Source organism: Candidatus Accumulibacter necessarius (assembly GCF_036625085.1).
Genome location: NZ_JAZKUM010000003.1, coordinates 281,816 through 304,114, shown reverse-complemented (window position 1 = coordinate 304,114; position 22,299 = coordinate 281,816). Strand labels below are relative to the sequence as shown.

The following is a 22,299-nucleotide window of genomic DNA, read 5'->3' as shown; positions in this document are numbered from 1 at the left end:
CAGCGCGCCTGCGGGCAAGGCCGCGGCGCGGCGAACTAGACAAGGAGACGAACAATGGAACTGCTTCTGCAATTGCTGGTCATCCTGATCTTTCTTGTCCTCAAGGGGTTTTTCTCGGGGTCCGAGTTGGCGATGGTCAATTCGGACAAGATCCACCTGCGGCATCAGGCCCGGCTCGGCGACCCGGGCGCCAAGCTGGTACTCAACCTGTTCCGCACTCCGGACGTGATGCTCGGTACGACGCTGGTCGGTACCAACATCGCGACGGTGACGATCACCACCATGGGCACGCTGATCTTTGTGCACCTGCTCGGGGACATCGGCGATCTGGTCTCGGTGCTGGTGTTCACCCCCTTCCTGCTGATTTTCGGCGAGATCGTGCCGAAGAGCATCTTTCAGCAGAAGGCCGACACGATCGCCGTCAAGATCATCTACCCGCTGCGTTTTTTCTCCTACCTGTTCTATCCGGTGATCTTCGTCTTCAGCCGTGTCGCGCGTGTTGCCGCCCGGCTCTTCGGCGGCGCAACCTCGGGCCAGAGCGGCTTCATCAGCAAGGATGAATTGCGCGTCCTGATCGATCTGTCGGAAACCTCGTCGGACAGCGCCGCGACCAGCAAGCAGCGGATTCGTCGCATCTTCCGTTTTGCCGACACGACGGTTGGCGAGGTGATGACGCCGCTGGCCGAGGTCGTCGGCTTCAACGAGACGCGCGAGATGGGCGAGGCGGTGCGGCGAGTCTGGGCGTCCGGATTCAATCGCCTGCCGGTCTTTCGTGGCAACATCACCAACGTCACCGGGGTGATGACGCTGAGCACCTGGGATCTGCTGCTGCCCGACATCGAGCAGCGACCGGTGGAGGATTTCGTCAAACCGGCCCTCTACCTGACGCCCAAGCAGAGCCTCGATCAGGTGCTGCCGCTGCTGCGCGCACGCGCCGACCACATGGCAATCGTCGTCGACGAGTTCGGCTCGGCGATCGGCATCCTGTCAATGGAGGACATCTTCGAGGAAGTCGTCGGCACGGTAGACTCCGGCTACGACTTCGACACCATGAAGACGCGCCGGGTGACCATCGAATCGGAGAGCGACGACACGCACCTGATCAGCGGGCGCGCGCCGATCTCGGAGCTGAACGATTCGCTTAAGCTCAATCTCCCGGTCGGCGAAGCGCATACCCTCGCCGGCTTCCTGATCAACCGCCTGCGACACATCCCGGAGGTCGGCGATACGGTACTCGAGCAGGGCTATCGCTATACGGTGACCGAGGCCGATGCGCGCTCCGTCACCAAGGTGCGCGTCGAACGGGTGTAGGGGCACAGCAGTGGGCGGTGCCCGACGGTCACCGCCTTCAGGGATCGCCGGCTATTGGCCGCACAGAGAAGTTTCGTTGCGAGGAGTGCTTGCCCTGACCCAAAGGTTCGAGGAGGCCGGCATGGCGCAACTGGCTCACCATACGCGATACCGTTTCCAGCGTCAGCGCGGTGATGTCGGCCATATCCTGCCGCGACGGCAGGACGACCTGTAGATCTGCTGGCTGGTTCACCGGGTTTTGCTCAGGCGCCTGCGCAAGCATCATCACCAGGCGGCGGACCCTGTCAGCAGCCTGGCCGCAGCGCAGTGCGATGACCTCCGCGGCGCGGCGCTCGGCCTTGGCCAGCGTCCGCAGCAGCGAGTAGTCGCCAGCAGGCGGCGTCCGATCGTCCGGCCATGGCGCGAGAACACAGTCGGCGAGTGCCGTTGCCGTGAAACTGTACTTGCCGAAGAGCAGCGTCTCCGCACCGATGACGTCGCCCCGAACAGCCAGGTTGGCAAAGCTCTCCTCGCCGTTGGGCTGTTCCTCGCGGTCGAGCCGAACCGAGCCGCTGAGAACCCGCCAGGCAGTCCCGCGGGCATTGCCGGCGTAGATACGCTGTCCGCGCAGGACCGAGCGCTGTCTGGCTCGGGTCATTCGCGCGCCGACCCGGCGCGGCCTTTGTTCGGCATTCGACAAGACGGCTGGCTCCATTGCTCTCTTTGACCTCAGAAGCGGACGTGTATACCGGCAAACGCGCTGACACAGCCGACATTGGTCGGGTCGAGGCTGGACATGGCCAGAGCGGCGGCTACCGCGATCGGCTTCCTGGTAAACGGCATCGCGAGCTCTCTCCTGTTCTTGATTTGGCGAATATCTGGCCAATTCTAGGGAGGGATGGCGTGTGGCGGAATGTGGCATATCGCCGCACAAGCCAAGGTTCTTGAAGGTTCTTGATACAGATCACTACTGGCGGCAGCAATGGCTCCGGCGGCGCGGGGAAGGACTCCCCGAATTTCAGGAACCTGAAAACGACCCCAACCCGTTCTGTTTCTTAGGAGGTTCAGGAAAGGCCGGACGCAACTGCTGGAGACGGTGGCGTGTCATCCGACAAGACCGGCAGCAGCCTTTGCGCGATCTCCCTAGCCCACGGATTGATCTCGCCATAGGTCTTGACGAGCCGGCCTTCCGATGCACGGAACAGCAGCCTGGCGCGGCTGTCATCGACCGAATTGTCGTAGAGGTAGGTGCGGTCGGCCAGCCAGGCGACAAAGTAGCAGTACGCCAGTGACCGGGTGTAGCGGGCAATGATCTTGGGAATCGGGACGTCGTGCCCACCCTCCATCACCCGCATGGCAACACGCTTGGCGTTTATGGAAGGGTCGTCGGTGCCGACGAAGAAGAGGCGGATGAAGAAACCGGCTTCGCGCGCCCGACGAATGAAGTCAAGCTTGTCCGGTGCCGAGAGGACGGTTTCGAAGGCCAGGCTGCGCCCGTGTTCGAGGCAGTGTTCACGGATCTCCGTTGCCCGCTCGGCCGCCTGAATGACCGCCTGTGGCGAGTTCCAGTCGCCGAAGTCGTCGCGCGCAATGAAGTCGGGATTGACGTAGACGCAGCCGCCCATCCACTCGTGCATCAGCAGCTGCTGGGTGATCGAAGTCTTGCCGGAGCCGTTGGGGCCGGCAACGATGATCAGCCGGGGTCTTGCCCCGTCATTCATGCCTCACGTCGGCAGGGCGGCTTGATCGCCGTGATCTCGGCCCGCAGACGAACCATCAGTTGCGCGCGTGCCGCCTGACCGTGTCTACGCGCTTCTGCGGCAACGGCTTCCATCAGGTCGTCGAGTTGCTCATCGGAAGGTTCATGGCTGATGTCATTCAGATCGAATGGTTGTAATTGCATCGCTTCCTCCGGAATCGAACCGCGTGGATCGCTTGCCGCTTGGCTAGCCGACCCTGATTCTAACCCAGAAACTGATACGCAATGCACCGTGAAGACAATGCAGTCGCCGACAGGTCGACTGTGGTTGCCAGCTTCGGCAAGACCCTGCGATACTGCAGCCTTGTACCAATCCTGAAAACTTGGCTGCCGGTCAGCGGGCCAGGCCGTGCCATGCCACCTGGCCAAAGACCATGAAACTTCGACGCATCCATACCATTCACCGCGCCGCGGCCAGCCCGAAGCGCTTTCCCCCGCTCCTCTTTGTCCATGGCGGCTACGCCACGGCAGCGTGCTGGGACGCGTACTTCCTGCCCTGGTTCAGCGACCGCGGTTTCGACTGCCACGCGCTGGACCTTGCCGGCCACGGCAGCAGCGAGGGCCGCGAGCGGCTCGACTCGTTCGGGCTTGACGACTACGCCGAAGATCTGGCTCAGGTGGCGGCAGAACTGGATCGGCCGCCGATCCTGATCGGCCACTCGATGGGCACGGTGGTCGTCGAACGCTTTCTCGAGCACAACCAGGCGGTTGCCGCCGTCCTGATGGCCCCGGTACCACCGACCGGAATCCTGGGCGCCACCATGAAAATCGCCTTCACCGAGCCTGCTTTCTTCGACCAGCAGGCCCGCGCCACCCGCGGTGAGTACACGGCGGAGACGATGCAGACGATTCGCGACGTGTACTACTCGGCCGAGACCAGCACCGCGGATCTGCTCCGCTTCGCTCCCCTGTTCCAGGTCGAATCGCGCCGCGCGCTCCTGGATCTGTCGCTGCTGGCCATGCGTATCGGCAGACCCCGGCCGAAGCTGCCGGTCCTGATCGTCGGCGGCAATGCAGACGCGGTGTTCTCACCTGCCGTGCTGGGCTTTACCGCCGCGCGCTGGCAGGCTGAAGTGGCGGTGATTCCGGCTGCCGGGCACACCCTGATGCTCGACGCCCACTGGCAGGCCGCCGCGGAAAGAATCGCTGGCTGGATCGAGCGGCAACCGTAGCCGCGCTCAGGCAACCCGCCCCGCCCGCAGCTCGCTTGAACGACCCTGGCGCCAACCGCCGGCATCGGGTCTACGGGAAGTTCCTGTCAAGCCGTTCGCTCAGCGCCTCGTAGCCGGCCCGGCGAGCAGCCGCGGCAGTTCCTGCATGCGGCTGAAGACCTGCGTGGCGCCGGCAGCGCGCAGAGCCTCGGCCGAGCCTGGGCGCGCATGGCCGGCGCCGCAGAAGCCGAAGACTCGCATGCCTGCCGCGCATGCGGCCTCGATGCCCGCGACGCTGTCCTCGATCACCAGGCAGCGCTCGGGCGGTGAAGCCAGCGTGGCGGCGGCGAGCAGGAACAAATCTGGCGCCGGTTTGCCGCGCGCGACCATCTCGGCACTGAACAGGTTCGGCTCGAAGTACTGCAACAGGCCGGTGAGTTCGAGGTTGCTGCGAATCTTTTCCAGCGCCCCCGAAGAGGCCACGCAGCGTGGCAAGGACAACCGGGCGAGCATAGCCGCGACCCCGCCCACCGGCTGCAACTCGGCGCGAAAGGCGGCGCGATCGCGCGCACCGAGATGCGTGACGAAATCGGCCGGCAAGGCGCGCGCCCACTCGGCCTCGACCAGCGACAACACCGCAGGCAGGCTGATGCCGGTGTAGCGGTCGATCGCCTGCTGTGGCGTCAGGGGAAAACCGATCTCGGTCAGGGCTTCAGCCAGGACGCGACTGGCGATCGGCTCGCTATCGACGAGCACGCCGTCGCAGTCGAAAATGACCAGCATCGGTGGGCGCGGGTTGTTCATCAGCGGCCGCTCGGCGATCCGGGGCCGCCGGTGGGCAACGTTGAAAGGAAAAGCGCCAATGACCCGGGCTCCCTACTCGCCAAGACGCCACTCCAGCACTTCCTCGAAGCGCCTGACGACGACGTAGGACTTCACGCTGACGCGTACGATGGCGCATGAGGGCGAACTCGCGAATTCCGCCAGGTAGGGGTGACGCAAGATATAGGCGGCACGCAGCCGCGTGCAGTCGTCGCCGGTCACCTCCTGCGCGGCGCCGATGGCGGTGACCGCCACCGCCTCGTGGGTATCCGCCCCGACGTTCTCCCGGTTGTCGATGAACACCGCCACACGGCTATTGGCGGTGAGGTTGGCGTACTTTTGGGTAGCCCGTTCGGTGACCAGCGTCAAGTCCTGCAGATCCTCGCTGGCGGCAAAAGCCATCAGGCTGGTATAGGGCTGCCCGCCGTGGTCAGTGGCCAGCACAGCGTACCTCTGGGCTGCCAGCAAAGGCTGCAGCAACTCGTGCATGGTATTGGCAAGGCTCATGTTCTCGCTTCTCAAAGGGTGCTCATCGGGTCGCGACAGCGCGCTGTCCGAAGTGGTAGTCTTGAAGCAAAGCCACCCGTATTCCTGCCCCGGAGCCGCGGTTTCGGCCGGCGCCAATATAGCAGGCCAGGGCCGCCATCGAAAGACAATCCACTGTGGACAATGTCCGCTGGCGGGCGGATACTTCCCGCCACGTGGTATCTGCCGCTGCTGCCAAGCGTCTTCCGATCGTGTCGCGTCACCCGTCACTGCCTTCCTGCATGCCAAAACTCCACCCGTGCCTGCTGGCCACCACCCTGCTGCTCGCCCTTTCCGTGCGCGCCGAGACCTTGCTCTGCCACCTGACCTATGGCGGTGAGACGCGCACGCTGCGCGCGCGGCCAGTCAGTTCACCCTACACCGTACCCGTGCAGGCGATCGGCTCCTACTTCCTGTTCCGCATGGTGTTCCAGAAAGAGCCGCGGGAACTGGCGGCCATCAAGCTCTACGTCTTCACCGACCGCGACAGCGGACCGGTACCGATCGTCCAGGCAACACACCCCTACCCCCCGCCTGCGCTAAAGAAGGCACGTTACGGCTTTACCGGCCTCAACAGCGTCTACGAGCCGATCCGCGATGGCGAACTGCAATACTGGTGCGAGCTATCTCCCGCCGCCGGGACCGAACGATGAAGTGGAAGTGGAAGCGCCAGTGGCTCTTGCTAACTACGGCTCTCGGCCTGGCACTCGCCGCCCACGCGCTGGCCGACCCGGTACGCCTGATCTTCGTCGGCGACATCATGCTCGACGACGGCCCCGGCCGGCTGATCAGCCGCGGTGGTGATCCACTCGCCTCCTTTGCAAGCCTGCTGAAGGGTGCCGACTACACCATCGGCAACCTCGAATGCCCGATCGCGACCGTGGGTGAGCCTCTGCAGAACAAGATCGTCAGCTTCCGGGCACACCCGCGCGTGGTGCCGCTGCTGGTCGGCAGATTCGATGCGCTCGGTGTGGCCAACAATCATTCCGGTGATTATGGCCAGGCTGCGTTCCTCGAAACGCTCGGCCTGCTCGCCGACCAGGGAATTGCCACCTTTGGCGGCGGGCGCCAGCTTGCCGAGGCGCATCGCCCGCTATGGATAGCCCGCGGCGGCCTGCTCATTGCCGTACTGGCGTACAACGAGTTCAAGCCGCGCTCTTTCGAAGCCGGCGCCGAATGGGCAGGGATCGCCTGGAGCGAGGACAGTCAGGTCGTCGCCGACATCCGCGCGGCGCGGACGGCCGGAGCCGACCTGGTAATTCCGTTCATGCACTGGGGCTGGGAGCGCGAGCTGCAGCCGAGCGAGCGCCAACGACAGCTGGCCCGATTGATGATCGACGCCGGCGCCGATCTGGTAGTCGGCGGGCATCCGCATGTGACGCAGGGCGTCGAGTATCATCAGGGAAAGCTGATCGTCTATAGCCTGGGCAACTTTGTCTTCGACGGCTTTGACTACGCCGCCGGCCGCAGCGGCTGGCTGCTGCGCCTGACCCTCGACAAGCGTGGCCTGTTGGCCTGGGATACGCTGGCTGCTGAGATCGACGACGACGGCACTCCCCATCCCCATGCCGGCATCGCGACCCCGTGCGGCCGGCGGGGAGACCCGGTGATCCGGGAATGCCCGAACCCCTGAAGCCTGCGGTCAAGGGCTCAGTACCGGCCAGGCACGGTTCGCTCTTGGCACGGACCCGGCAGCGGTCGCGCTCAAGCCTGATCAGCGGGCCACGAAAGTGGGTTTGTACCCCAAGGCCAGACGAATCCTCTCGGCTACCTTCTCGGCATCGGCACGGTTCGGATAGGGACCGAGATGGACGCGGTGCATGCCGCCACCGGCAGCAATCTGGATTCCCTCGTTGAGCCAGTCCAGTTCGCGCTGCAGGTGTGAACGCAGCGTTTCGGCGTTATCGGCACTGGCAAAAGCGCCCAACTGCAGGAAAACACCGCCACCGCTGGCTACGGTCGAGCTTGTCGAGGCCATGCGTGGCGATGCTGGCAGCGTCGCTTCCGCGACCAGTGATGGTGCCGAACCGGTGTTCAGCCCGAGCTTTGCTGCCAGCAGTTCAATTTCGTCGCGCTCCGCCGTGGCGCCGACCGGGCGCGCGGAGCGTGGCGCAGGCATCACCTGCGCGTAGCTCATCGTCGTCGCGCCCTCGGGTAGAATCGATTCGACCTCAACCAGAGTGCTGCCGTTGTCCACGTAGCCCAGGCGGTGAGCCGCCGCGTAGGAGAGGTCGATGACGCGATCGGCGTGGAAGGGACCGCGATCGGTCACGCGCACGACGACGGACTTGCCGTTGCCTACACTGGTCACCCGGACGTAGGAGGGAATGGCGAGCGTCGGGTGGGCAGCAGTCATCGAGAACATGTCATAGGGCTCACCGATCGAGGTCTTCTGCCCGTGAAACTTCTTGCCGTACCAGCTCGCCACACCACGCTCCTGATGGGGTCTGAGGCTGGCGTGAGGCTCATAGGCCTTGCCCAGGACGACATAAGGCCGATTGGCAAAGCGATGCAGTGGTTCGAGTCGCGGCTGCGCGTCGGGAATATCATCGAGATTGTCCGGTATCTCGTCGCCCGGGCCATCGTCCTTGTAATAGGCGCCCCCCCGCTTCTGCACAACCGACGACTTCCTGGCCATCTTGCCAGACGTCTTTGCCGGCTCCGCACTACGGGCAGTGGCCTCCGGCAGCCTCGACGGCTGGCCTCCGCAGGCGACGAGCAGCGCCGGCAGGACCAGCAGGCACAGGCGGGGTGGTGGCATGCACCGGGCCCATTTCGATTCGGCGCGCGTCATCATTTGACGACCAGCATCCGGTGCGTCTGGATACTCATCAGGATGCCGATGCCGATCGACAAGGTCACCAGCGCCGTTCCGCCATAACTCATGAAGGGCAGGGGCACGCCGACCACCGGCAGGATCCCGCTGACCATGCCAATGTTTACGAAGACATAGGTGAACAGGCTCAGGGTGATCGAGCCAGCCATCAAGCGGGCGAAGAGCGTCGAGGCGTTGGTGGCAATCATCAGCCCTCGCACAATCAGGAGCAGGTAGAGCAATAGCAGAATCGCGTTGCCGATCAGGCCCCGCTCCTCGGCGAAGACGGCGAAGATGAAGTCCGTGTGGCGTTCGGGAATGAACTCCAGGTGGGTCTGCGTACCAGCCAGCCAGCCCTTGCCGAAGGTGCCGCCGGAGCCGATGGCAATGGTCGCCTGGATGATGTGGTATCCCGCGCCAAGCGGATCGCTCGTTGGGTCGATCAGGGTCAGGATGCGTTTGCGTTGGTAATCGTGCAGCATGGTCCAGACAAAAGGCGCAGCGCCGGCCGCAACGGCAAACAGGCCAACGATCACCTTCCAGGGCAGACCGGCAAAGAAAAGCACGTAGAACCCTGCAGCGCCGACGAGAATGGCCGTTCCCAGGTCCGGCTGCTTGGCGATCAGCGCAAAAGGTACCAGCAGCAGCAGACAGGCGACCACGTAGTGACGAACTTTGAGGCCAGCTTCGTGCTTGTGGAAGTACCAGGCCAGCGTCAGCGGAACGGCGATCTTCAACAGTTCGGAGGGCTGAATGCGGGTAAAACCGATTGACAACCAGCGTCTGGCGCCGTTGACCTTGATCCCGAAGAAAAACACCAGGATCAACAGGAGCACGCCGAGAACATAGAGGGGGACAGCGAAACGCATCAGCTTCTGCGGTGGCAACTGCGCTACGGTCCACATCACGCAGAGCCCGACCGCCATATTCAGGGTCTGCGCCACCAGACGATCATTGGTGTCATAGGTGGCGCTGTAGACGGTCGCCAGGCCAGCCGCCATGATCAAACTCGCAATCATCAGCAGTGGCCCATCAACACGCTCAACCAGACGCCGCCAGACACGGTACAGAAACTGCTGCAGCATCAGCTAGTCTTCCTCCACGTCATCTTCCCCGGCTGCCCCCTTGGGCAGCTTGCCAAGCAGATAATAATCGAAAACCATGCGCGCGATCGGCGCCGCCGACTGGGCGCCGAAACCACCGTTTTCGACGAGCACGGCGAGGGCGATCTTCGGCTCGTCGGCCGGGGCAAAGGCAATGAACAGGGCATGGTCGCGCAACTCCTTCTTCACCCTCGAGGCCTTGTATTCTGCCCCTTTCAGGCTGAAGACCTGGGCCGTTCCGGTCTTGCCGCCCGATGTATAGGCGGCACCGGCAAAAGCGCGCGCGCCAGTGCCGTGGGTGTTGACCCCGACCATTGCCCGCTTGATCACATCGACATTCTGCCGCTTCCATGGCAGCACACGCAGCGGCTCGGGCTCGACCATGGTCCGCTCGCCGGTGCGGCTATCGGTAATGTACTTGACCAGGTGCGGGCGGTACATGACCCCATTGTTGGCGACGGTCGCCGTCGCCTGTGCCAATTGGATCGGCGTGTAGGAATTGTAACCCTGGCCGATGCCGATCGAGATCGTCTCACCGGCAAACCACTTCTGCTGCTCCGGCCGCCTGAAGCGACGCTTCTTCCACTCCGGCGACGGCAGCACGCCTTCCGACTCGCCTTCGATGTCTACCCCGGTGCGCTGACCAAGACCCAGCTGACCCATGAAGCGGGCGATACTCTCGATGCCCATGTCGTTGGCCAGAATGTAGTAATAGGTGTCGCACGAATGAACGATCGACTTGTGCATGTCGACGATGCCGTGACCGCCCTTCTTGTCATCCCGGAACTGGTGCCCGCCAAAGTTGAAAAAACCGGGATCCGAAATGGCCTGTGCCGGCGTGCGCTTGCCGGTTTCCAGCGCCGCCAGGGCCATGAATGGCTTGAAGGTCGAACCCGGAGGATAGGCGCCGTTCAGTGCCCGGTTGAGCAGCGGCTTGTCGGGCGAGTTGTTGAGCAGATCCCAGTCATCGGTGCGAATCCCGTCGACAAACAGATTCGGGTCAAAAGTGGGCGTCGAGACCAGCGCGAGGATGCCACCGGTCGACGGCTCGATCGCCACCAATGCGCCACGACGGTCGCCAAAAGCCTTTTCGGCCATTTCCTGCAATCGGGCGTCGAGCGTCAGCGTCAGGTTGTTCCCCTGGACCGGTGCGGTACGCGACAGATTGCGCACCGCCCTGCCGCCAGCGTCGATTTCGACCTGTTCGTAGCCGGTTTCGCCATGCAATTGAAATTCGTACTTCTGCTCTATCCCGGTCTTGCCGATGTGGTCGGTACCCTTGTAGTTGGCTCCCTTTTCGCTCTCCTCGATCAACTCGAGGTCGCGCTTGTTGATGCGATTGATGTAGCCGATGGCATGTGATGCGATCGGACCCAGCGGATACTGCCGGAACAGGCGCGCCTTGACTTCAACGCCAGGAAAGAGATAGCGGTTGGCAGCAAACCTGGCAACTTCCTCCTCGGTCAACCGGGTACGAATCGGCAGGCTTTCGAAGGTCTTGCTCTCCTCGAGCAGTTTGCGGAAACGCTTGCGGTCCTTGGGCAGCACTTCGATCAACTTGCCCAATCCTTCGATCGTTGCGTCGAGGTCATCAACCTTGGACGGCGTGATTTCAAGCGTGAATGCCGAGTAGTTGCGCGCCAGGACGGTACCGTGACGATCAACGATCACCCCGCGATTGGGAACAATCGGCACCAGCGAGATGCGGTTGTCCTCGGCACGGGTGGTGTAGTAGTCATGCTGAACCACCTGCAGATGGACAAGGCGGGCAATCAGCAGGGCAAGAGCCACCACCACCATGATCCCCGCCAGAGCGACGCGGAAGCGGAAGCGATCAAGCTCGCGATCGGCGCTATTCAGTGGTGACTGGCGAGCAAGCAAGGCAACCTCTCGACGGCGACCCACGTCGGTGACGCGCGGCCCAAGACCCGCGAAATGCGGGGAGTGCGCCGAACCAGGCGCCAGGCAGTCTTGCGCACGGGCTCAGAGCGGCCGGTTGGCATCACGGTCTACCGGCTGATGCTGCGGCAGCAGGAGGACGAAAGTCAGCACGGGCCACAGCAGGGTGGCCAGACACGGCCCGACAAAGTAGGCAAGACCGGGGAAATCGGCACCGGCCATGCTGCGCACGCTGAATTGCACCAACTGCACCAGCAAGAGCAGCGGGAAGACCTGCAGCGCCTGCTGCGCGAGCGGAAACCAGAGTATCCGCCGTGAGAGCGACGAAGCACCGTAGGCCACCAGCACATAGGCGAGCGCGTGCTGTCCGAGCAGACTGGCATCGGCGACGTCCATCGCCACGCCAAACAGAAACGCCAGCCCCATGCCAACACGGCGCGGCTCGTGCACGCTCCAGAAAACGATCACCAGCGCCAGCCAGTCAGGCACGCCGGGCCAGGCAGCAGTAGGAAGGAAGTTCAGCAGCAACGCCACCGTCAGGCTCAAGCCGATGAACCACGGCCGAACCGGCAACAGAATGCGCGATGATGAGTAGCTTGTCTGCATCTGCTTCAGTCCTTCCTGAGACGCTTTTTTCTGGCCTGCCCGGCTCGCACTGGCGGCTTCGCCTCCCGCCCTGCTGCCTCACTGGCCAGTTGCGCCGGCAGGGCGACTGCCGGACGCGGGTCGAGAACCATGACCTCGCTGAAGTTCTCGACGCCAGCCAGCGGCATGCAGAAGATCCTGGCAAACGAGTACGAGGTATCACGTTCGATGTGCACCACCTTGGCGACCGGAAAACCCGGCAGAAAGATGCCGTCCAGACCTGAGGTGACCAGCATGTCGCCATTCTGGACGTCGGCGTTGGCTGGCAGAAAGCGCAGCTCGAGTTGCCCGTTGCCCAGACCGAAAACTACCGAGCGCTGGCCGGTCCGCACAATCTGTACCGGAACGGCCTGTTCCTTGTCGGTGATCAGGGTCACTTCGGCGACAAAGGGAAAAACCCGTGTCACCTGACCCACCACCCCGGCATCGTCAATGATCGGCTGGCCGGCGACGACCTTGTCCTGCTGCCCCTTATCGATCACGATCCGCCGCGAGTAGGGATCGCGGGCCGCATAGAGAATCTGTGCCAGCTGGCCGCTTGCCTGCTGCCGTTCCTTGACAGCCAGCAGCTTGCGCAGGCGCTCGTTCTCTACCTCGAGCTGCTGGGTACGCAGCAACGTGGTCACGTTTTCCAGACGGGCGCGCTTCAGCTGGACGTTTTCATCCTGCAAACGCGACAAGCTCACGAAATAGCCTGTGGCGTTGTCCAGAAGTTGCGCCGGGAGATGGGCAAATTGCTGCACCGGATGGGTGAACAACGACAACGCCTGGCGCAACACCTCAAGCGTCTGCAGACGCGCATCGACGACCAGCAAGGCAACCGACAGCGTCACGTAGAACGACAGCAGCGCCAGAGGTGCCGGCCCGCGTTTGAAAAACGGTGGCGGCTGGTGATCCATCAATCGGTCCTGGCAATTGGCGACGCGCGGCGATCACGCCGCCCTGCGTCAATCGGAAGCGAAGATGCTGCCGAGATTGTCCATCTTCTCGAGTGCCATACCACAACCCCGGGCGACGCAGGTCAGCGGCTCCTCGGCAACGATCACCGGCAGGCCGGTCTCTTCCATCAGAAGGCGATCGATGTCACGCAGCAGTGCTCCACCGCCGGTCAGCACCATGCCCTTCTCCGCAATGTCGGCGCCAAGCTCGGGTGGCGTCTTCTCAAGCGCCGACTTGACCGCCGAGACCACGCTGTTCAGTGGTTCGGTCAGCGCCTCGAGAATCTCGTTCGATGAAATCGTGAACTTGCGGGGAATGCCTTCGGACTTGTTGATCCCCGAAACCTCCATTTCACGCACTTCAGCGCCGGGAAAGGCAGAACCGATTCTCTTCTTGATGTTCTCGGCCGTGTTCTCGCCGATCAACATGCCATAGTTGCGGCTGATGTAGTTCATGATCGCTTCGTCGAGCTTGTCACCGCCGACGCGCACCGAACCCGCATAGACCATGCCACCGAGCGAGATCACGCCGACCTCGGTCGTGCCGCCGCCAATGTCGACCACCATCGAACCCGTTGGCTCGGACACCGGCAGTCCGGCGCCGATCGCTGCCGCCATCGGCTCCTCGATCAGAAACACCTGACTGGCGCCAGCGCCGATTGCCGACTCGCGAATCGCGCGCCGCTCGACCTGTGTCGAACCCGAGGGCACACAGATAATGATTCGCGGCGATGGCGAGAGCAGTCGCGAGTCGTGCACCTTCTTGATGAACTGCTTGAGCATCTGCTCAGTGACGGTGAAATCGGCGATCACGCCGTCCTTCATCGGCCGAATGACGGTGATCGCTCCGGGCGCCTTGCCGAGCATCTCCTTGGCTGACTTCCCGACCGCCTGAATTGTCTTTTTGGAACTCGGCCCACCCTCGGTGCGGATGGCGACCACCGACGGTTCGTCGAGAACGATTCCCTTCGAGCGTACATAGATCAGGGTGTTGGCCGTCCCCAAGTCGATTGCGAGATCGTTCGAAAAATAACTGCGCAGAAAACTGAACATGCTTGCGAAATCCGTGATGGTGCGCAGCGATAGCTGCGGTGGGAAAAACTTTTATGATACCTTATATGGCTCCCTCGTTTAACACCTTAGTGATTTCGTAACCATGTCGCTTACCCTAGAACAGGTCCACCGCGTCGCCCACCTCGCCCGAATCGAAATCAGCGACGCCGAGGCGGCTAGCACGCTCGGCCACCTGAACGAGATTTTTGCCCTGATCGAAGAGATGCAGGCCGTCGACACGCTGGGCATCGAACCAATGGCGCACGCCCAGGATCTGGCACAGCGCCTGCGTGCTGACCGCGTGACCGAGTCCGACCAGCTCGCTCAACGAGCCGCCTTCCAGGCCATTGCGCCGGAAACCGAGGCCGGACTCTACCTCGTGCCGAAGGTCATCGAATGATTGAGCACAGCCTTCAGGCCATTGCCCTGTCGCTGAAAAGCAAGGAGATTTCGAGCGTCGAGCTGACACAACTCTATCTCGACCGGATTGCCCGCTACAACCCGCGGCTCAACGCCTACCTCGCCGTCGACCCAGCCAGCAGCCTTGGCCAGGCGCAGGCGGCGGACGAACGACTGGCGAGGGGCGAAGGTGGGCCGCTGACCGGCATCCCGATTGCGCACAAGGACATCTTCTGCGCCAGGGGCTGGCTGACTACCTGCGGCTCGAAGATGCTGAGCAACTTCGTCAGCCCCTACGATGCCGCCGTGATTTCCCGCTTCCACGCCGCCGGTGCGGTCGTACTCGGCAAGACCAACATGGACGAGTTCGCCATGGGTTCATCGAACGAAACATCGTTCTTTGGCCCGGTGCACAACCCCTGGGATACCACTCGCGTTCCCGGCGGATCTTCCGGTGGCTCGGCGGCGGCGGTCGCGGCACGCTTGGCACCGGCAGCCACCGGCACCGACACCGGTGGCTCGATCCGCCAGCCGGCAGCCCTGTGCAATCTGACCGGAATGAAGCCGACCTACGGGGTCATCTCCCGCTACGGCATGATCGCCTTTGCCTCGTCACTCGACCAGGCCGGCCCCCTGGGACGCTCTGCAGCCGACTGCGCGCTCCTGCTCAACAGCATGGCCGGCTTCGATGAACGCGATTCGACCAGCCTCAACCGCCCTGCCGAGGACTATGGGCGCGAGCTCAATGCCGCCGCTGGCGCGAGGCCGCTGGCCGGATTGAGAATCGGCCTGCCGGAGGAGTTTTTCGGCGAGGGCTGTGCTCCCGAAGTGATGCACCTGGTCGAGGCGGCAGTCGACGAGTATCGCCAACTCGGCGCTGAAACGGTCGCCATCCGCCTGCCCAGCATGGGACTGTCGGTCGCTGCCTACTACGTCATCGCACCGGCCGAGGCGAGTTCGAACCTGGCGCGCTTTGACGGCGTGCGTTACGGCTATCGAGCCCCCGATTATCACGACCTGACCGACATGTACTGCAAGAGCCGGGCGCAAGGCTTCGGCTCCGAGGTCAAGCGACGCATCCTGATCGGCACCTACGTCCTCTCGCACGGCTATTACGACGCCTACTATCTCCAGGCGCAACGCATCCGCCGCCTGATCGCCAATGATTTTGCCGCCGCCTTCCGGCTGTGTGACGTGATCATCGGGCCGACCAGTCCGAGCACCGCCTTCAAACTCGGGGAGAAAGCGTCCGATCCGGTGCAGATGTATCTATCCGATATTTATACGATTGCCGTCAACCTCGCTGGCTTGCCGGGAATTTCCCTCCCCTGCGGATTCGCCGGCGGCTTGCCGGCCGGCCTGCAACTGATCGGCGATTATTTCACCGAAGCCAGGCTGCTCAACGTCGCCCACCGCTACCAGCTGGCAACCGCCTGGCATCTGCAGCGTCCAGAGGCGTTTGATTGACATGCCCAGCGCGCTCGGCGAATCCTGCTGCCGGCGCCCCCGTCCGGCCAATGCCCGCAAACGCGTCGCTGACGGCCGCTGTTCTTGAAGAGTGAGTAAGCAGTGATGAAACAATGGGAAGTCGTCATCGGCATCGAAACCCACGCACAGTTATCCACCGAGGCCAAAATTTTCTCGGGTAGCTCGACCGCCTTTGGCGCTATCCCAAACCTCCAGGCGAACGCCGTCGACATTGCCCTGCCCGGTGTCCTGCCAGTGCTCAACAGGGGTGCGGTCGAGTGTGCAATCAGATTTGGCCTCGCGGTCGGCGCGGAAATTGCACCGCGATCGGTTTTTGCCCGCAAGAACTATTTCTACCCGGATCTGCCGAAAGGCTATCAAATCAGCCAGTACGAACATCCGGTCGTGCTTGGCGGAAAGCTGGTGATCCAGGTTGGCGACACCGACAAGACCGTCCACCTGACGCGCGCTCATCTCGAGGAGGACGCCGGCAAGTCCTTGCATGAGGGAGCGGGTCAGCACTTTCAGGGCCGGTCAGGAATTGATCTCAATCGTGCTGGAACGCCCTTGCTGGAAATTGTCACCGAACCCGACATGCGTTCTTCGGCAGAAGCCGTCGCCTATGCCCGCGCCCTGCACGCGCTGGTGCGCTGGATCGGTATCTGCGACGGCAACATGCAGGAGGGCTCGTTCCGCTGTGATGCAAACGTCTCGGTCCGTCCGATTGGACAGCCGCACTTCGGCACCCGGCGCGAGATCAAGAATCTGAACTCGTTCCGCTTCATGCAGCAGGCCATCGACTACGAGGTACAGTGGCAGATCGCCACGCTGGAAGATGGCGGCAGCATCGAACAGGCGACGGTGCTGTTTGATCCGGTCACCGGCGAAACGCGCGCCATGCGTTCAAAGGAGGATGCGCACGATTACCGCTATTTCCCCGATCCTGATCTTCTGCCCCTGGCCATTGATCGGCAATGGGTTGAGCAGATTCGTGCACAGATGCCCGAGTTGCCTGGTGCCAAACGCGACCGTCTGATGGTCGATTACGGGCTTTCCCTTTACGATGCAGAGGTGCTGACCAGCTCGCTCGAACTGGCCGGCTTTTACGAAGCGGCAGTGGCCATTGCCGGCAGGTCAAATGCCAAGGCCTGTGCCAACTGGGTGATGGTCGACCTGGCTGCCCGGCTCAACAAGGAAGAGCGAGAAATTGGCGATTCGCCTGTCTCGGCAGAACAGCTTGGCGGCCTGATTGCCCGCATAGCCGACGGCACAATCTCGACCAATATGGCCAGGAAGGTTTTTGATACCCTCTGGAACGGTGAGGGAGGCTCGGCTGACGACATCATCGCCAGCCAGGGCCTGCAGCAGATTACCGACCACGCATCGCTGGAAAGACTGATCGATGAACTGTTGGCCACCAACGCGACGATGGTAGCCGAGTTCAGGGCGGGCAAGGAGAAGGCGTTCAACGCGCTGGTCGGGCAGGCAATGAAGGCCACGCGAGGTAAGGCCAACCCGCAGCAGGTCAACGAATTACTGCGCCGGAAACTCGGCTGACAGGCCAAGGCGTCGCTCCCGTGGCGCCGGCTTGGCGCAGATCAGAGGGTCATTCTCAGGGCCGCGCGGGTGGCCGTTTCGACAGCTCGACAAAGCGACGCAAATCCTCGTCGTACTTCAGTCGAATGGCCTCCAGATCTTTTTTCTTGGACTCGATCACCGACTCCTGGGCCCTGATCTCCTGATCGGCATCGCGCAAGCCTTTTGCCACATCGGCCGGTAACTGTCGCTTCTTGTAAAACTCCGCCTCATCCTCAAATTTCTTGCGCTGTCTACGGATTTCGGCAATTCTCTCTTCAGCCGCCTTGATTGCCGTAGCAAGATCACGCTCGGCACGGCTACGCATAATCTCGATATCCTTCTCACTACCATAGGTATTGAGGAGCGCCTGATCTTTCCGCCGCTGCTCGTTGAGCAGCCGTTCCTGTTCGCTACGCCGCTGTTCTTCAGCTGCTCGCTGGACTCGCTGCTCACCAGTCAGCGGTGCCTCGACGGTCCTAGCCGTCCGGCCGGTATAACCAAGCTCACGGTAGGCACGGCCATAACAGGCAGACGGCAGGACGTCACCACACACCTGCCTGCCAGCTTCATTGTTGCAGCAAAAGATCGAGGGGGCCGCAAGGCTCGACGCAGGGCCCACCAGCGCCAACAGCAGCAGACCGCACTTAGCCGCCGTACGCAAGGCCATACTCCTGCCGATAGTGAGCCACGGCTGCCTCGTTCTGCTTGAAATCCGGGCACTGACGGAGGAAGCTCAGCAGGTCATCAAGACTGGCAACGGCGAGTACCGGGATACCGTAATCCCGCTCAACCTCCTGCACCGCAGACAGCTGTCCGCTGCCTCGCTCCATGCGATCAAGGGCGATCACGACACCGCAGGGCGTAGCGCCCGCGGCACGAATCAGCTCCACCGACTCGCGCACCGAGGTACCAGCGGTAATCACATCATCAATGATCAGCACGCGACCCGCCAATGGAGCGCCGACGATACTCCCCCCTTCGCCGTGATCCTTGGCTTCCTTGCGATTGAACGAGAACGGCAGATTGCGCCCGGCCCGCGCCAGCGCAATGGCAATCGCGGCGACCAGCGGGATGCCCTTGTAGGCCGGACCGAACAATGCGTCGACCTCGATCCCACTGGCGGCAATCGCCTTGGCGTAGAATTCCGCCAGCCGGCCCAGTGCCGCACCGTCATTGAACAGGCCCGCGTTGAAGAAATACGGCGACAAACGCCCGCCCTTGGTCCTGAACTCGCCAAAGCGGAGAACGTCCTGAGCGACCGCAAACTCGATGAATTCCTGCCGAAAGTCCATGCAACCTGCTTCCTTCAAAACCGTTTCCGGCACCGGGGCCCTATGTTACGCATCATTACGCTGAACCTCAATGGTATTCGCTCAGCATGGCGCAAGGGGCTGCTCTCCTGGGCCAGGGCGCAGAATCCGGACGTCGTCTGCGTCCAGGAATTGAAAGCCCAGCATGCAGATCTCGATGAAGAAATGAAGACGCCGGCTGGTCTCTATGCTTACTACCGCTGCGCCGAGAGAAGAGGCTACAGTGGCGTCGGCCTGTGGTGCCGTGTGAAGCCGGACAGACTTGTCAACCTGCTCGGAGACACGGAGTTCGACCTCGAAGGACGCTACCTGCGCGCCGACTTCGGCAATCTGTCGGTAGTGTCGCTCTATCAGCCGTCTGGCTCGAGTTCCGAGCTACGGCAGGAAGCCAAGTTCCGCTTCATGGACCTGATCTATCCCCATCTCCTTGAACTCGCCTCGAGTGGTCGTGACGTGATCGTCTGCGGCGACTGGAACATCGCCCATCAGGAGATTGACCTCAAGAACTCGCGGAGCAACCGCAAGAATTCGGGTTTTCTGCCCGAGGAACGCGCCTGGGTAAGCCGACTGCTCAACGAGGGCGGCTGGTGCGACGTTTACCGAAAACTACATCCCGTCGCCACCGAAGACGCCTACACCTGGTGGTCAAATCGTGGTCAAGCCTGGGCCAACAACGTCGGCTGGCGGCTGGACTATCAGCTTGCCACCCCGCTCATCAGTAGCCAGGCGAAGCGAGCGGCGGTCTTTAAGGGACAGCGGTTCAGCGATCACGCCCCCCTGACCATCGACTACGAATACCCACTGCGGGCCGAGCGGATGGATTGAAAACCGCATCCCGACGCATCGTCAAGCCGTAAGGTTCGCAGGTGAACGGCAGGTAGGCAAGCGCGAACGTCTGCCCCTGCCCCCTGACCAGCGCCGTTGTGACCAGCACGGCGCGATCCACGGCGTAGGCTGGTGGCGTCTTGCCGTTCGCCGCCTTCAACGCTCCGTCGAGGTCAGGAACCTTGTTTGCTGCGGGGCTGCTTGTCGTCACCGACGAAGGAAGACGGTATCGAATTCTCGCGGTAGCCAAGCTTCAAGGCCCCGCTCTGCTTGGTTTTTGCCAGAACTGATGCCGAGGCCATGGCAGGGAGAGCAAACGTCAGCCAAGCTCGCGCGCCACCACCGCCACCGAACCGGCGTCGGGAAGCCGCGCCAGCTGCGCCAGCATGTAGTCCTTGACCAGCGCCAGAAGCTCGTCGACGCGGCCTGTCGGAGTGCCGATTTCCTCTGCCACGCCACGCACGGCAGCCAGTTCCTCGGCAGTCAGCGCACCGTCGGCATAGGCGACCATCAGGCAGGTGGCAAGCACCAGGTCGCGCTGCCCGGACTCGCTGAAGGTCTCGGCAAGATCGTCTCCCTGCCCGGTCGCCTGCAGGGTGTCAAAGGCCGGCCAGTCGACACTGGCGCCGCGGCCGCTGTCGTGAAACCAGCGAATCAGCGCCACTTCCTCCGCGGTCCTGGCGCCATCGACATGCGCGATACGCAACAAGAGGCGCGTCGCAGCAAGGCTCTGGTCGGCATTGAGGGATACGTTTTCGAGCAGGGGGAACATACGAACTCCTTCAAGAGTGGATCTGGCGGCGCAGTTCGGCAAGCTGTTCCTGAACCTCGCCTGCGGAGAGCGACCGGAAACGTTGCGGCAGCAACGAGCGCCGTGATGTTTCCGCCACCGCCAGCATCTCCATGTAGCGCACCATGGTCGTTTCCTGCGGTGGCATGAAATCGTCGATGGCGCGGGCGAGAATCGCCGCGTTGACGGCCGGGATGACGGCCGAACTCGCGGCCGCCACGGGTGCTGCAGTTTCTCCCGCGCGCGTGCGCGAATCGACCGTCTCAGGCAGCGGCGTAGCGGAACCCTCCCTATGCTCCATACGCTCGGCAAACTCGGCGGCGAGCAAGGCAAGCGCTTCGAGGTCGGCGTTCGAATAGCCTGCGAGCGCCTCACAGGCGGCGACCAGGCTGTCTTCCGGGAGGTCGACCGGAACGTCGTAGCGCCGAAAGACCGCGCTGACGACGGCGGCGCGCTCGGCCGCGGTCTCGGCGTAAAAGAAGGGAATCTTCCGGTCAAGGCGACCTGGGCGTTTGATGTCGGTATCGAGCTTGTCGGGACGGTTGGTCATCAGGATGAACAGCACCTGGCCGCGATTCTCCGGATCGGACATGAACTCCTTGAGTCGGGCAATGACGCGCGAACTGGTGCCGCCGTCGGCATCGTCGCCTTGCTTGCCGAAGCTGCGATCGCCTTCGTCAATGACCAGGGCGATCGGTCCCATCGCCTTCACCGTCGCCAGGACGCGGTCGAGATTGGCCTCGGTCGAGCCAACCCATTTCGAGCGAAAGTTCTTCAAGGCGATACCGGATAGCCCCGCCTCCTTGAGGAAGGCCTTGATGACGAAGGTCTTGCCGGCGCCCATCGGGCCTACCGCGAGCAGCCCCATTGGCGCCCGGGCACGGTCGCCGCTGACGATCAGGCGCGCGATGTCGAGCAATTCGCCCTTTATGTGCGCATTACCGCCCACCGTCTCGAGGCCATGGCGCGGTTCGATGAATTCGATCAGACCGGCGCATTCCTTTTCGATCAGCTCGCGTTTGCGCTGGCGAACCACAGCCATCATCTCGCTCGCCGGATCGCTGTTCTCGGGCAGTGCACGCGTTGGATCGACGAGTTGACGGATTTCGCCAGGGGTCATGCCGGCGGTGATCGCAGCCAGCTTCTCGGCGCGCTCGGCGGCCTGCGGGCTACCCTGCAGCAGGCCGGCAATCAGCGTCCGCCGCTGCGCCTGACTCATAGCCTGCGGCGCCTCGCTGGCGACGATGCTGGCCAGTTGTATCAGGCGCAGGCCGGCGGTCTGGTCGGCCAGCTGTGCAGTCTCAGCCGCCTGCATGCCTGGCGCGTAGTGCCGGATGGCCGCGTGCCGGTTGGCACGATCGGGCATCGGCAGCTCGATCGCCACGACGCGCGGATGCGTCAGCAATGCCGGGCTGACATCGGCCAGCGATTCGCTGACCAGGATGACGACGTTGTCGCGATCGGCAAACTGCTCGTCAAGCGACCAGCGATGCAGCGCCGTGAAGGCACCGCGTTCCTCCAGCGAGAGGAAGTGCAACTCCGCCGCGGGGAAGATAGTGCCGGCATAGGGAATCAGCAGCGCGCTGGAACGTTGCTCGCGCATCTGGCGTTCGAGCGACTCGAAGATCCCGGTCAGTCCCTTGCCTTCGAGATGGCGATAGAGTTCGGCCTTTTCTTCCGCACTCCCGCCCTGAATGACGCGCACGCCGCGGTCGATGCTCAGCTCGAAGATGTGCTGCTTGTTGTCCTTGAGCAGCACCCCGCTGAGGAAGGGCAGCAGCGTGTAGTAGCGTTCGCCCACCTGATAGCGGTCAAAGACGTTGCGGTACAGCACGAACACCGACGCCTCGCCAGCCAGATATTTCTGGCGCAGGGTTTCGGCCCATGCCGGCAGCGCCGGGCGGCCGTTGCTCTCAGGGCTCACGCACAG

23 protein-coding genes are annotated in these 22,299 nt (G+C 62.9%); 8 read left to right on the top strand and 15 right to left on the bottom strand.

The window, feature by feature from the left end; translation table 11 throughout:
- Nucleotides 1-54: 54 nt before the first annotated feature.
- Entirely contained in the window at nt 55-1,311 is a 1,257-nt protein-coding gene (locus tag V5B44_RS09555) for a hemolysin family protein (protein WP_332358829.1), read from the top strand.
- Between the two features lie 37 nt (nt 1,312-1,348).
- Here the strand turns inward: V5B44_RS09555 and V5B44_RS09550 are convergent, their stop codons facing one another.
- From V5B44_RS09550 to V5B44_RS09540, 3 genes are all read right to left on the bottom strand, one after another.
- Nucleotides 1,349-1,948 (bottom strand): Crp/Fnr family transcriptional regulator, encoded by a 600-nt coding sequence (locus V5B44_RS09550; protein ID WP_332358828.1) that lies wholly within the window; start codon nt 1,946-1,948, stop codon nt 1,349-1,351.
- 406 nt (nt 1,949-2,354) lie between these two features.
- Nucleotides 2,355-3,011, bottom strand: coding sequence for a zeta toxin family protein (locus V5B44_RS09545; RefSeq protein WP_332358827.1), 657 nt, complete (start codon nt 3,009-3,011; stop codon nt 2,355-2,357).
- On the bottom strand, nt 3,008-3,193 hold the full coding sequence (locus V5B44_RS09540; RefSeq protein ID WP_332358826.1) for a hypothetical protein: 186 nt from the start codon (nt 3,191-3,193) through the stop codon (nt 3,008-3,010). Before V5B44_RS09540 ends, V5B44_RS09545 begins: the two co-directional genes overlap by 4 nt.
- A gap of 230 nt (nt 3,194-3,423) precedes the next feature.
- Here V5B44_RS09540 and V5B44_RS09535 point away from each other — a divergent pair, with 230 nt between their 5' ends.
- Complete coding sequence (locus V5B44_RS09535; protein WP_332358825.1) at nt 3,424-4,221, top strand: alpha/beta hydrolase; 798 nt, start codon at nt 3,424-3,426, stop codon at nt 4,219-4,221.
- Nucleotides 4,222-4,320: 99 nt separating this feature from the next.
- Here V5B44_RS09535 and V5B44_RS09530 read toward each other — a convergent pair whose 3' ends face one another.
- Nucleotides 4,321-5,004, bottom strand: a complete 684-nt coding sequence (locus V5B44_RS09530) for an HAD family hydrolase (RefSeq protein WP_332358824.1) — start codon at nt 5,002-5,004, stop codon at nt 4,321-4,323.
- Nucleotides 5,005-5,076: 72 nt separating this feature from the next.
- Nucleotides 5,077-5,529 carry a pyridoxamine 5'-phosphate oxidase family protein gene (locus tag V5B44_RS09525; protein ID WP_332358823.1) on the bottom strand — a complete coding sequence of 151 codons (453 nt, stop codon included), beginning with the start codon at nt 5,527-5,529 and terminating at the stop codon, nt 5,077-5,079.
- Between the two features lie 260 nt (nt 5,530-5,789).
- On the opposite strand from V5B44_RS09525, the gene V5B44_RS09520 reads away from it, so the two are divergent.
- Both V5B44_RS09520 and V5B44_RS09515 read left to right on the top strand, forming a co-directional pair.
- Nucleotides 5,790-6,200, top strand: coding sequence for a hypothetical protein (locus tag V5B44_RS09520; RefSeq protein ID WP_332358822.1), 411 nt, complete (start codon nt 5,790-5,792; stop codon nt 6,198-6,200).
- Nucleotides 6,197-7,180 (top strand): CapA family protein, encoded by a 984-nt coding sequence (locus V5B44_RS09515; protein ID WP_332358821.1) that lies wholly within the window; start codon nt 6,197-6,199, stop codon nt 7,178-7,180. The genes V5B44_RS09520 and V5B44_RS09515 overlap by 4 nt, the downstream gene beginning before the upstream one ends.
- 81 nt (nt 7,181-7,261) lie before the next feature.
- On the opposite strand, the gene V5B44_RS09510 is transcribed toward V5B44_RS09515, so the two are convergent.
- From V5B44_RS09510 to V5B44_RS09485, 6 genes are all read right to left on the bottom strand, one after another.
- Nucleotides 7,262-8,308, bottom strand: a complete 1,047-nt coding sequence (locus tag V5B44_RS09510) for a septal ring lytic transglycosylase RlpA family protein (RefSeq protein WP_332358820.1) — start codon at nt 8,306-8,308, stop codon at nt 7,262-7,264.
- Between the two features lie 32 nt (nt 8,309-8,340).
- Nucleotides 8,341-9,447 carry a rod shape-determining protein RodA gene (gene rodA, locus V5B44_RS09505; protein WP_332358819.1) on the bottom strand — a complete coding sequence of 369 codons (1,107 nt, stop codon included), beginning with the start codon at nt 9,445-9,447 and terminating at the stop codon, nt 8,341-8,343.
- Between the two features lie 3 nt (nt 9,448-9,450).
- Entirely contained in the window at nt 9,451-11,346 is a 1,896-nt protein-coding gene (mrdA, locus tag V5B44_RS09500; protein ID WP_332358818.1) for a penicillin-binding protein 2, read from the bottom strand.
- Between the two features lie 102 nt (nt 11,347-11,448).
- Nucleotides 11,449-11,970: a rod shape-determining protein MreD gene (mreD, locus tag V5B44_RS09495; protein WP_332358817.1), complete on the bottom strand. Its 522-nt coding sequence runs from the start codon at nt 11,968-11,970 to the stop codon at nt 11,449-11,451.
- A gap of 5 nt (nt 11,971-11,975) precedes the next feature.
- Complete coding sequence (gene mreC, locus V5B44_RS09490) at nt 11,976-12,908, bottom strand: rod shape-determining protein MreC (RefSeq protein ID WP_332358816.1); 933 nt, start codon at nt 12,906-12,908, stop codon at nt 11,976-11,978.
- 48 nt (nt 12,909-12,956) lie between these two features.
- Nucleotides 12,957-14,000, bottom strand: a complete 1,044-nt coding sequence (locus V5B44_RS09485; RefSeq protein ID WP_287633754.1) for a rod shape-determining protein — start codon at nt 13,998-14,000, stop codon at nt 12,957-12,959.
- 103 nt (nt 14,001-14,103) lie between these two features.
- On the opposite strand from V5B44_RS09485, the gene gatC reads away from it, so the two are divergent.
- The 3 genes from gatC to gatB all read left to right on the top strand — a co-directional run bounded on the left by gatC (nt 14,104) and on the right by gatB (nt 17,423).
- Nucleotides 14,104-14,400: an Asp-tRNA(Asn)/Glu-tRNA(Gln) amidotransferase subunit GatC gene (gene gatC, locus V5B44_RS09480; protein WP_332358815.1), complete on the top strand. Its 297-nt coding sequence runs from the start codon at nt 14,104-14,106 to the stop codon at nt 14,398-14,400.
- Nucleotides 14,397-15,866: an Asp-tRNA(Asn)/Glu-tRNA(Gln) amidotransferase subunit GatA gene (gatA, locus tag V5B44_RS09475; RefSeq protein ID WP_332358814.1), complete on the top strand. Its 1,470-nt coding sequence runs from the start codon at nt 14,397-14,399 to the stop codon at nt 15,864-15,866. The genes gatC and gatA overlap by 4 nt, the downstream gene beginning before the upstream one ends.
- A 105-nt stretch (nt 15,867-15,971) precedes the next feature.
- A complete protein-coding gene (gatB, locus tag V5B44_RS09470; protein ID WP_332358813.1) occupies nt 15,972-17,423 on the top strand; it encodes an Asp-tRNA(Asn)/Glu-tRNA(Gln) amidotransferase subunit GatB in 1,452 nt (483 codons plus the stop codon).
- A 55-nt stretch (nt 17,424-17,478) separates the two neighbouring features.
- On the opposite strand, the gene V5B44_RS09465 is transcribed toward gatB, so the two are convergent.
- Both V5B44_RS09465 and pyrE read right to left on the bottom strand, forming a co-directional pair.
- The gene (locus tag V5B44_RS09465) at nt 17,479-18,105 is read right to left on the bottom strand and encodes a hypothetical protein (protein ID WP_332358812.1); all 627 of its coding nucleotides are present in this window, start codon (nt 18,103-18,105) and stop codon (nt 17,479-17,481) included.
- Nucleotides 18,089-18,736 carry an orotate phosphoribosyltransferase gene (gene pyrE, locus V5B44_RS09460; protein ID WP_332358811.1) on the bottom strand — a complete coding sequence of 216 codons (648 nt, stop codon included), beginning with the start codon at nt 18,734-18,736 and terminating at the stop codon, nt 18,089-18,091. Before pyrE ends, V5B44_RS09465 begins: the two co-directional genes overlap by 17 nt.
- Nucleotides 18,737-18,778: 42 nt before the next feature.
- On the opposite strand from pyrE, the gene V5B44_RS09455 reads away from it, so the two are divergent.
- Nucleotides 18,779-19,579, top strand: a complete 801-nt coding sequence (locus V5B44_RS09455) for an exodeoxyribonuclease III (protein WP_332358809.1) — start codon at nt 18,779-18,781, stop codon at nt 19,577-19,579.
- 319 nt (nt 19,580-19,898) lie between these two features.
- Here the strand turns inward: V5B44_RS09455 and V5B44_RS09450 are convergent, their stop codons facing one another.
- Complete coding sequence (locus tag V5B44_RS09450) at nt 19,899-20,351, bottom strand: TerB family tellurite resistance protein (RefSeq protein ID WP_332358808.1); 453 nt, start codon at nt 20,349-20,351, stop codon at nt 19,899-19,901.
- A gap of 10 nt (nt 20,352-20,361) precedes the next feature.
- Nucleotides 20,362-22,293, bottom strand: coding sequence for an ATP-binding protein (locus V5B44_RS09445; protein ID WP_332358807.1), 1,932 nt, complete (start codon nt 22,291-22,293; stop codon nt 20,362-20,364).
- Between the last annotated feature and the right edge of the window lie 6 nt (nt 22,294-22,299).

What these genes read in the sequence shown, in the direction of transcription:
- V5B44_RS09515 (WP_332358821.1), top strand. Translation starts at nt 6,197, where the DNA reads ATGAAGTGGAAGTGGAAGCGCCAGTGGCTCTTGCTAACTACGGCTCTC.
- V5B44_RS09450 (WP_332358808.1), bottom strand. Translation starts at nt 20,351, where the DNA reads ATGTTCCCCCTGCTCGAAAACGTATCCCTCAATGCCGACCAGAGCCTT.
- V5B44_RS09545 (WP_332358827.1), bottom strand. Translation starts at nt 3,011, where the DNA reads ATGAATGACGGGGCAAGACCCCGGCTGATCATCGTTGCCGGCCCCAAC.
- gatC (WP_332358815.1), top strand. Translation starts at nt 14,104, where the DNA reads ATGTCGCTTACCCTAGAACAGGTCCACCGCGTCGCCCACCTCGCCCGA.
- V5B44_RS09540 (WP_332358826.1), bottom strand. Translation starts at nt 3,193, where the DNA reads ATGCAATTACAACCATTCGATCTGAATGACATCAGCCATGAACCTTCC.
- V5B44_RS09455 (WP_332358809.1), top strand. Translation starts at nt 18,779, where the DNA reads ATGTTACGCATCATTACGCTGAACCTCAATGGTATTCGCTCAGCATGG.
- V5B44_RS09550 (WP_332358828.1), bottom strand. Translation starts at nt 1,948, where the DNA reads ATGACCCGAGCCAGACAGCGCTCGGTCCTGCGCGGACAGCGTATCTAC.
- V5B44_RS09530 (WP_332358824.1), bottom strand. Translation starts at nt 5,004, where the DNA reads ATGAACAACCCGCGCCCACCGATGCTGGTCATTTTCGACTGCGACGGC.
- pyrE (WP_332358811.1), bottom strand. Translation starts at nt 18,736, where the DNA reads ATGGACTTTCGGCAGGAATTCATCGAGTTTGCGGTCGCTCAGGACGTT.
- V5B44_RS09510 (WP_332358820.1), bottom strand. Translation starts at nt 8,308, where the DNA reads ATGCCACCACCCCGCCTGTGCCTGCTGGTCCTGCCGGCGCTGCTCGTC.
- mreC (WP_332358816.1), bottom strand. Translation starts at nt 12,908, where the DNA reads ATGGATCACCAGCCGCCACCGTTTTTCAAACGCGGGCCGGCACCTCTG.
- gatB (WP_332358813.1), top strand. Translation starts at nt 15,972, where the DNA reads ATGAAACAATGGGAAGTCGTCATCGGCATCGAAACCCACGCACAGTTA.
- V5B44_RS09520 (WP_332358822.1), top strand. Translation starts at nt 5,790, where the DNA reads ATGCCAAAACTCCACCCGTGCCTGCTGGCCACCACCCTGCTGCTCGCC.
- V5B44_RS09535 (WP_332358825.1), top strand. Translation starts at nt 3,424, where the DNA reads ATGAAACTTCGACGCATCCATACCATTCACCGCGCCGCGGCCAGCCCG.
- gatA (WP_332358814.1), top strand. Translation starts at nt 14,397, where the DNA reads ATGATTGAGCACAGCCTTCAGGCCATTGCCCTGTCGCTGAAAAGCAAG.
- V5B44_RS09485 (WP_287633754.1), bottom strand. Translation starts at nt 14,000, where the DNA reads ATGTTCAGTTTTCTGCGCAGTTATTTTTCGAACGATCTCGCAATCGAC.
- rodA (WP_332358819.1), bottom strand. Translation starts at nt 9,447, where the DNA reads ATGCTGCAGCAGTTTCTGTACCGTGTCTGGCGGCGTCTGGTTGAGCGT.
- V5B44_RS09525 (WP_332358823.1), bottom strand. Translation starts at nt 5,529, where the DNA reads ATGAGCCTTGCCAATACCATGCACGAGTTGCTGCAGCCTTTGCTGGCA.
- V5B44_RS09555 (WP_332358829.1), top strand. Translation starts at nt 55, where the DNA reads ATGGAACTGCTTCTGCAATTGCTGGTCATCCTGATCTTTCTTGTCCTC.
- mreD (WP_332358817.1), bottom strand. Translation starts at nt 11,970, where the DNA reads ATGCAGACAAGCTACTCATCATCGCGCATTCTGTTGCCGGTTCGGCCG.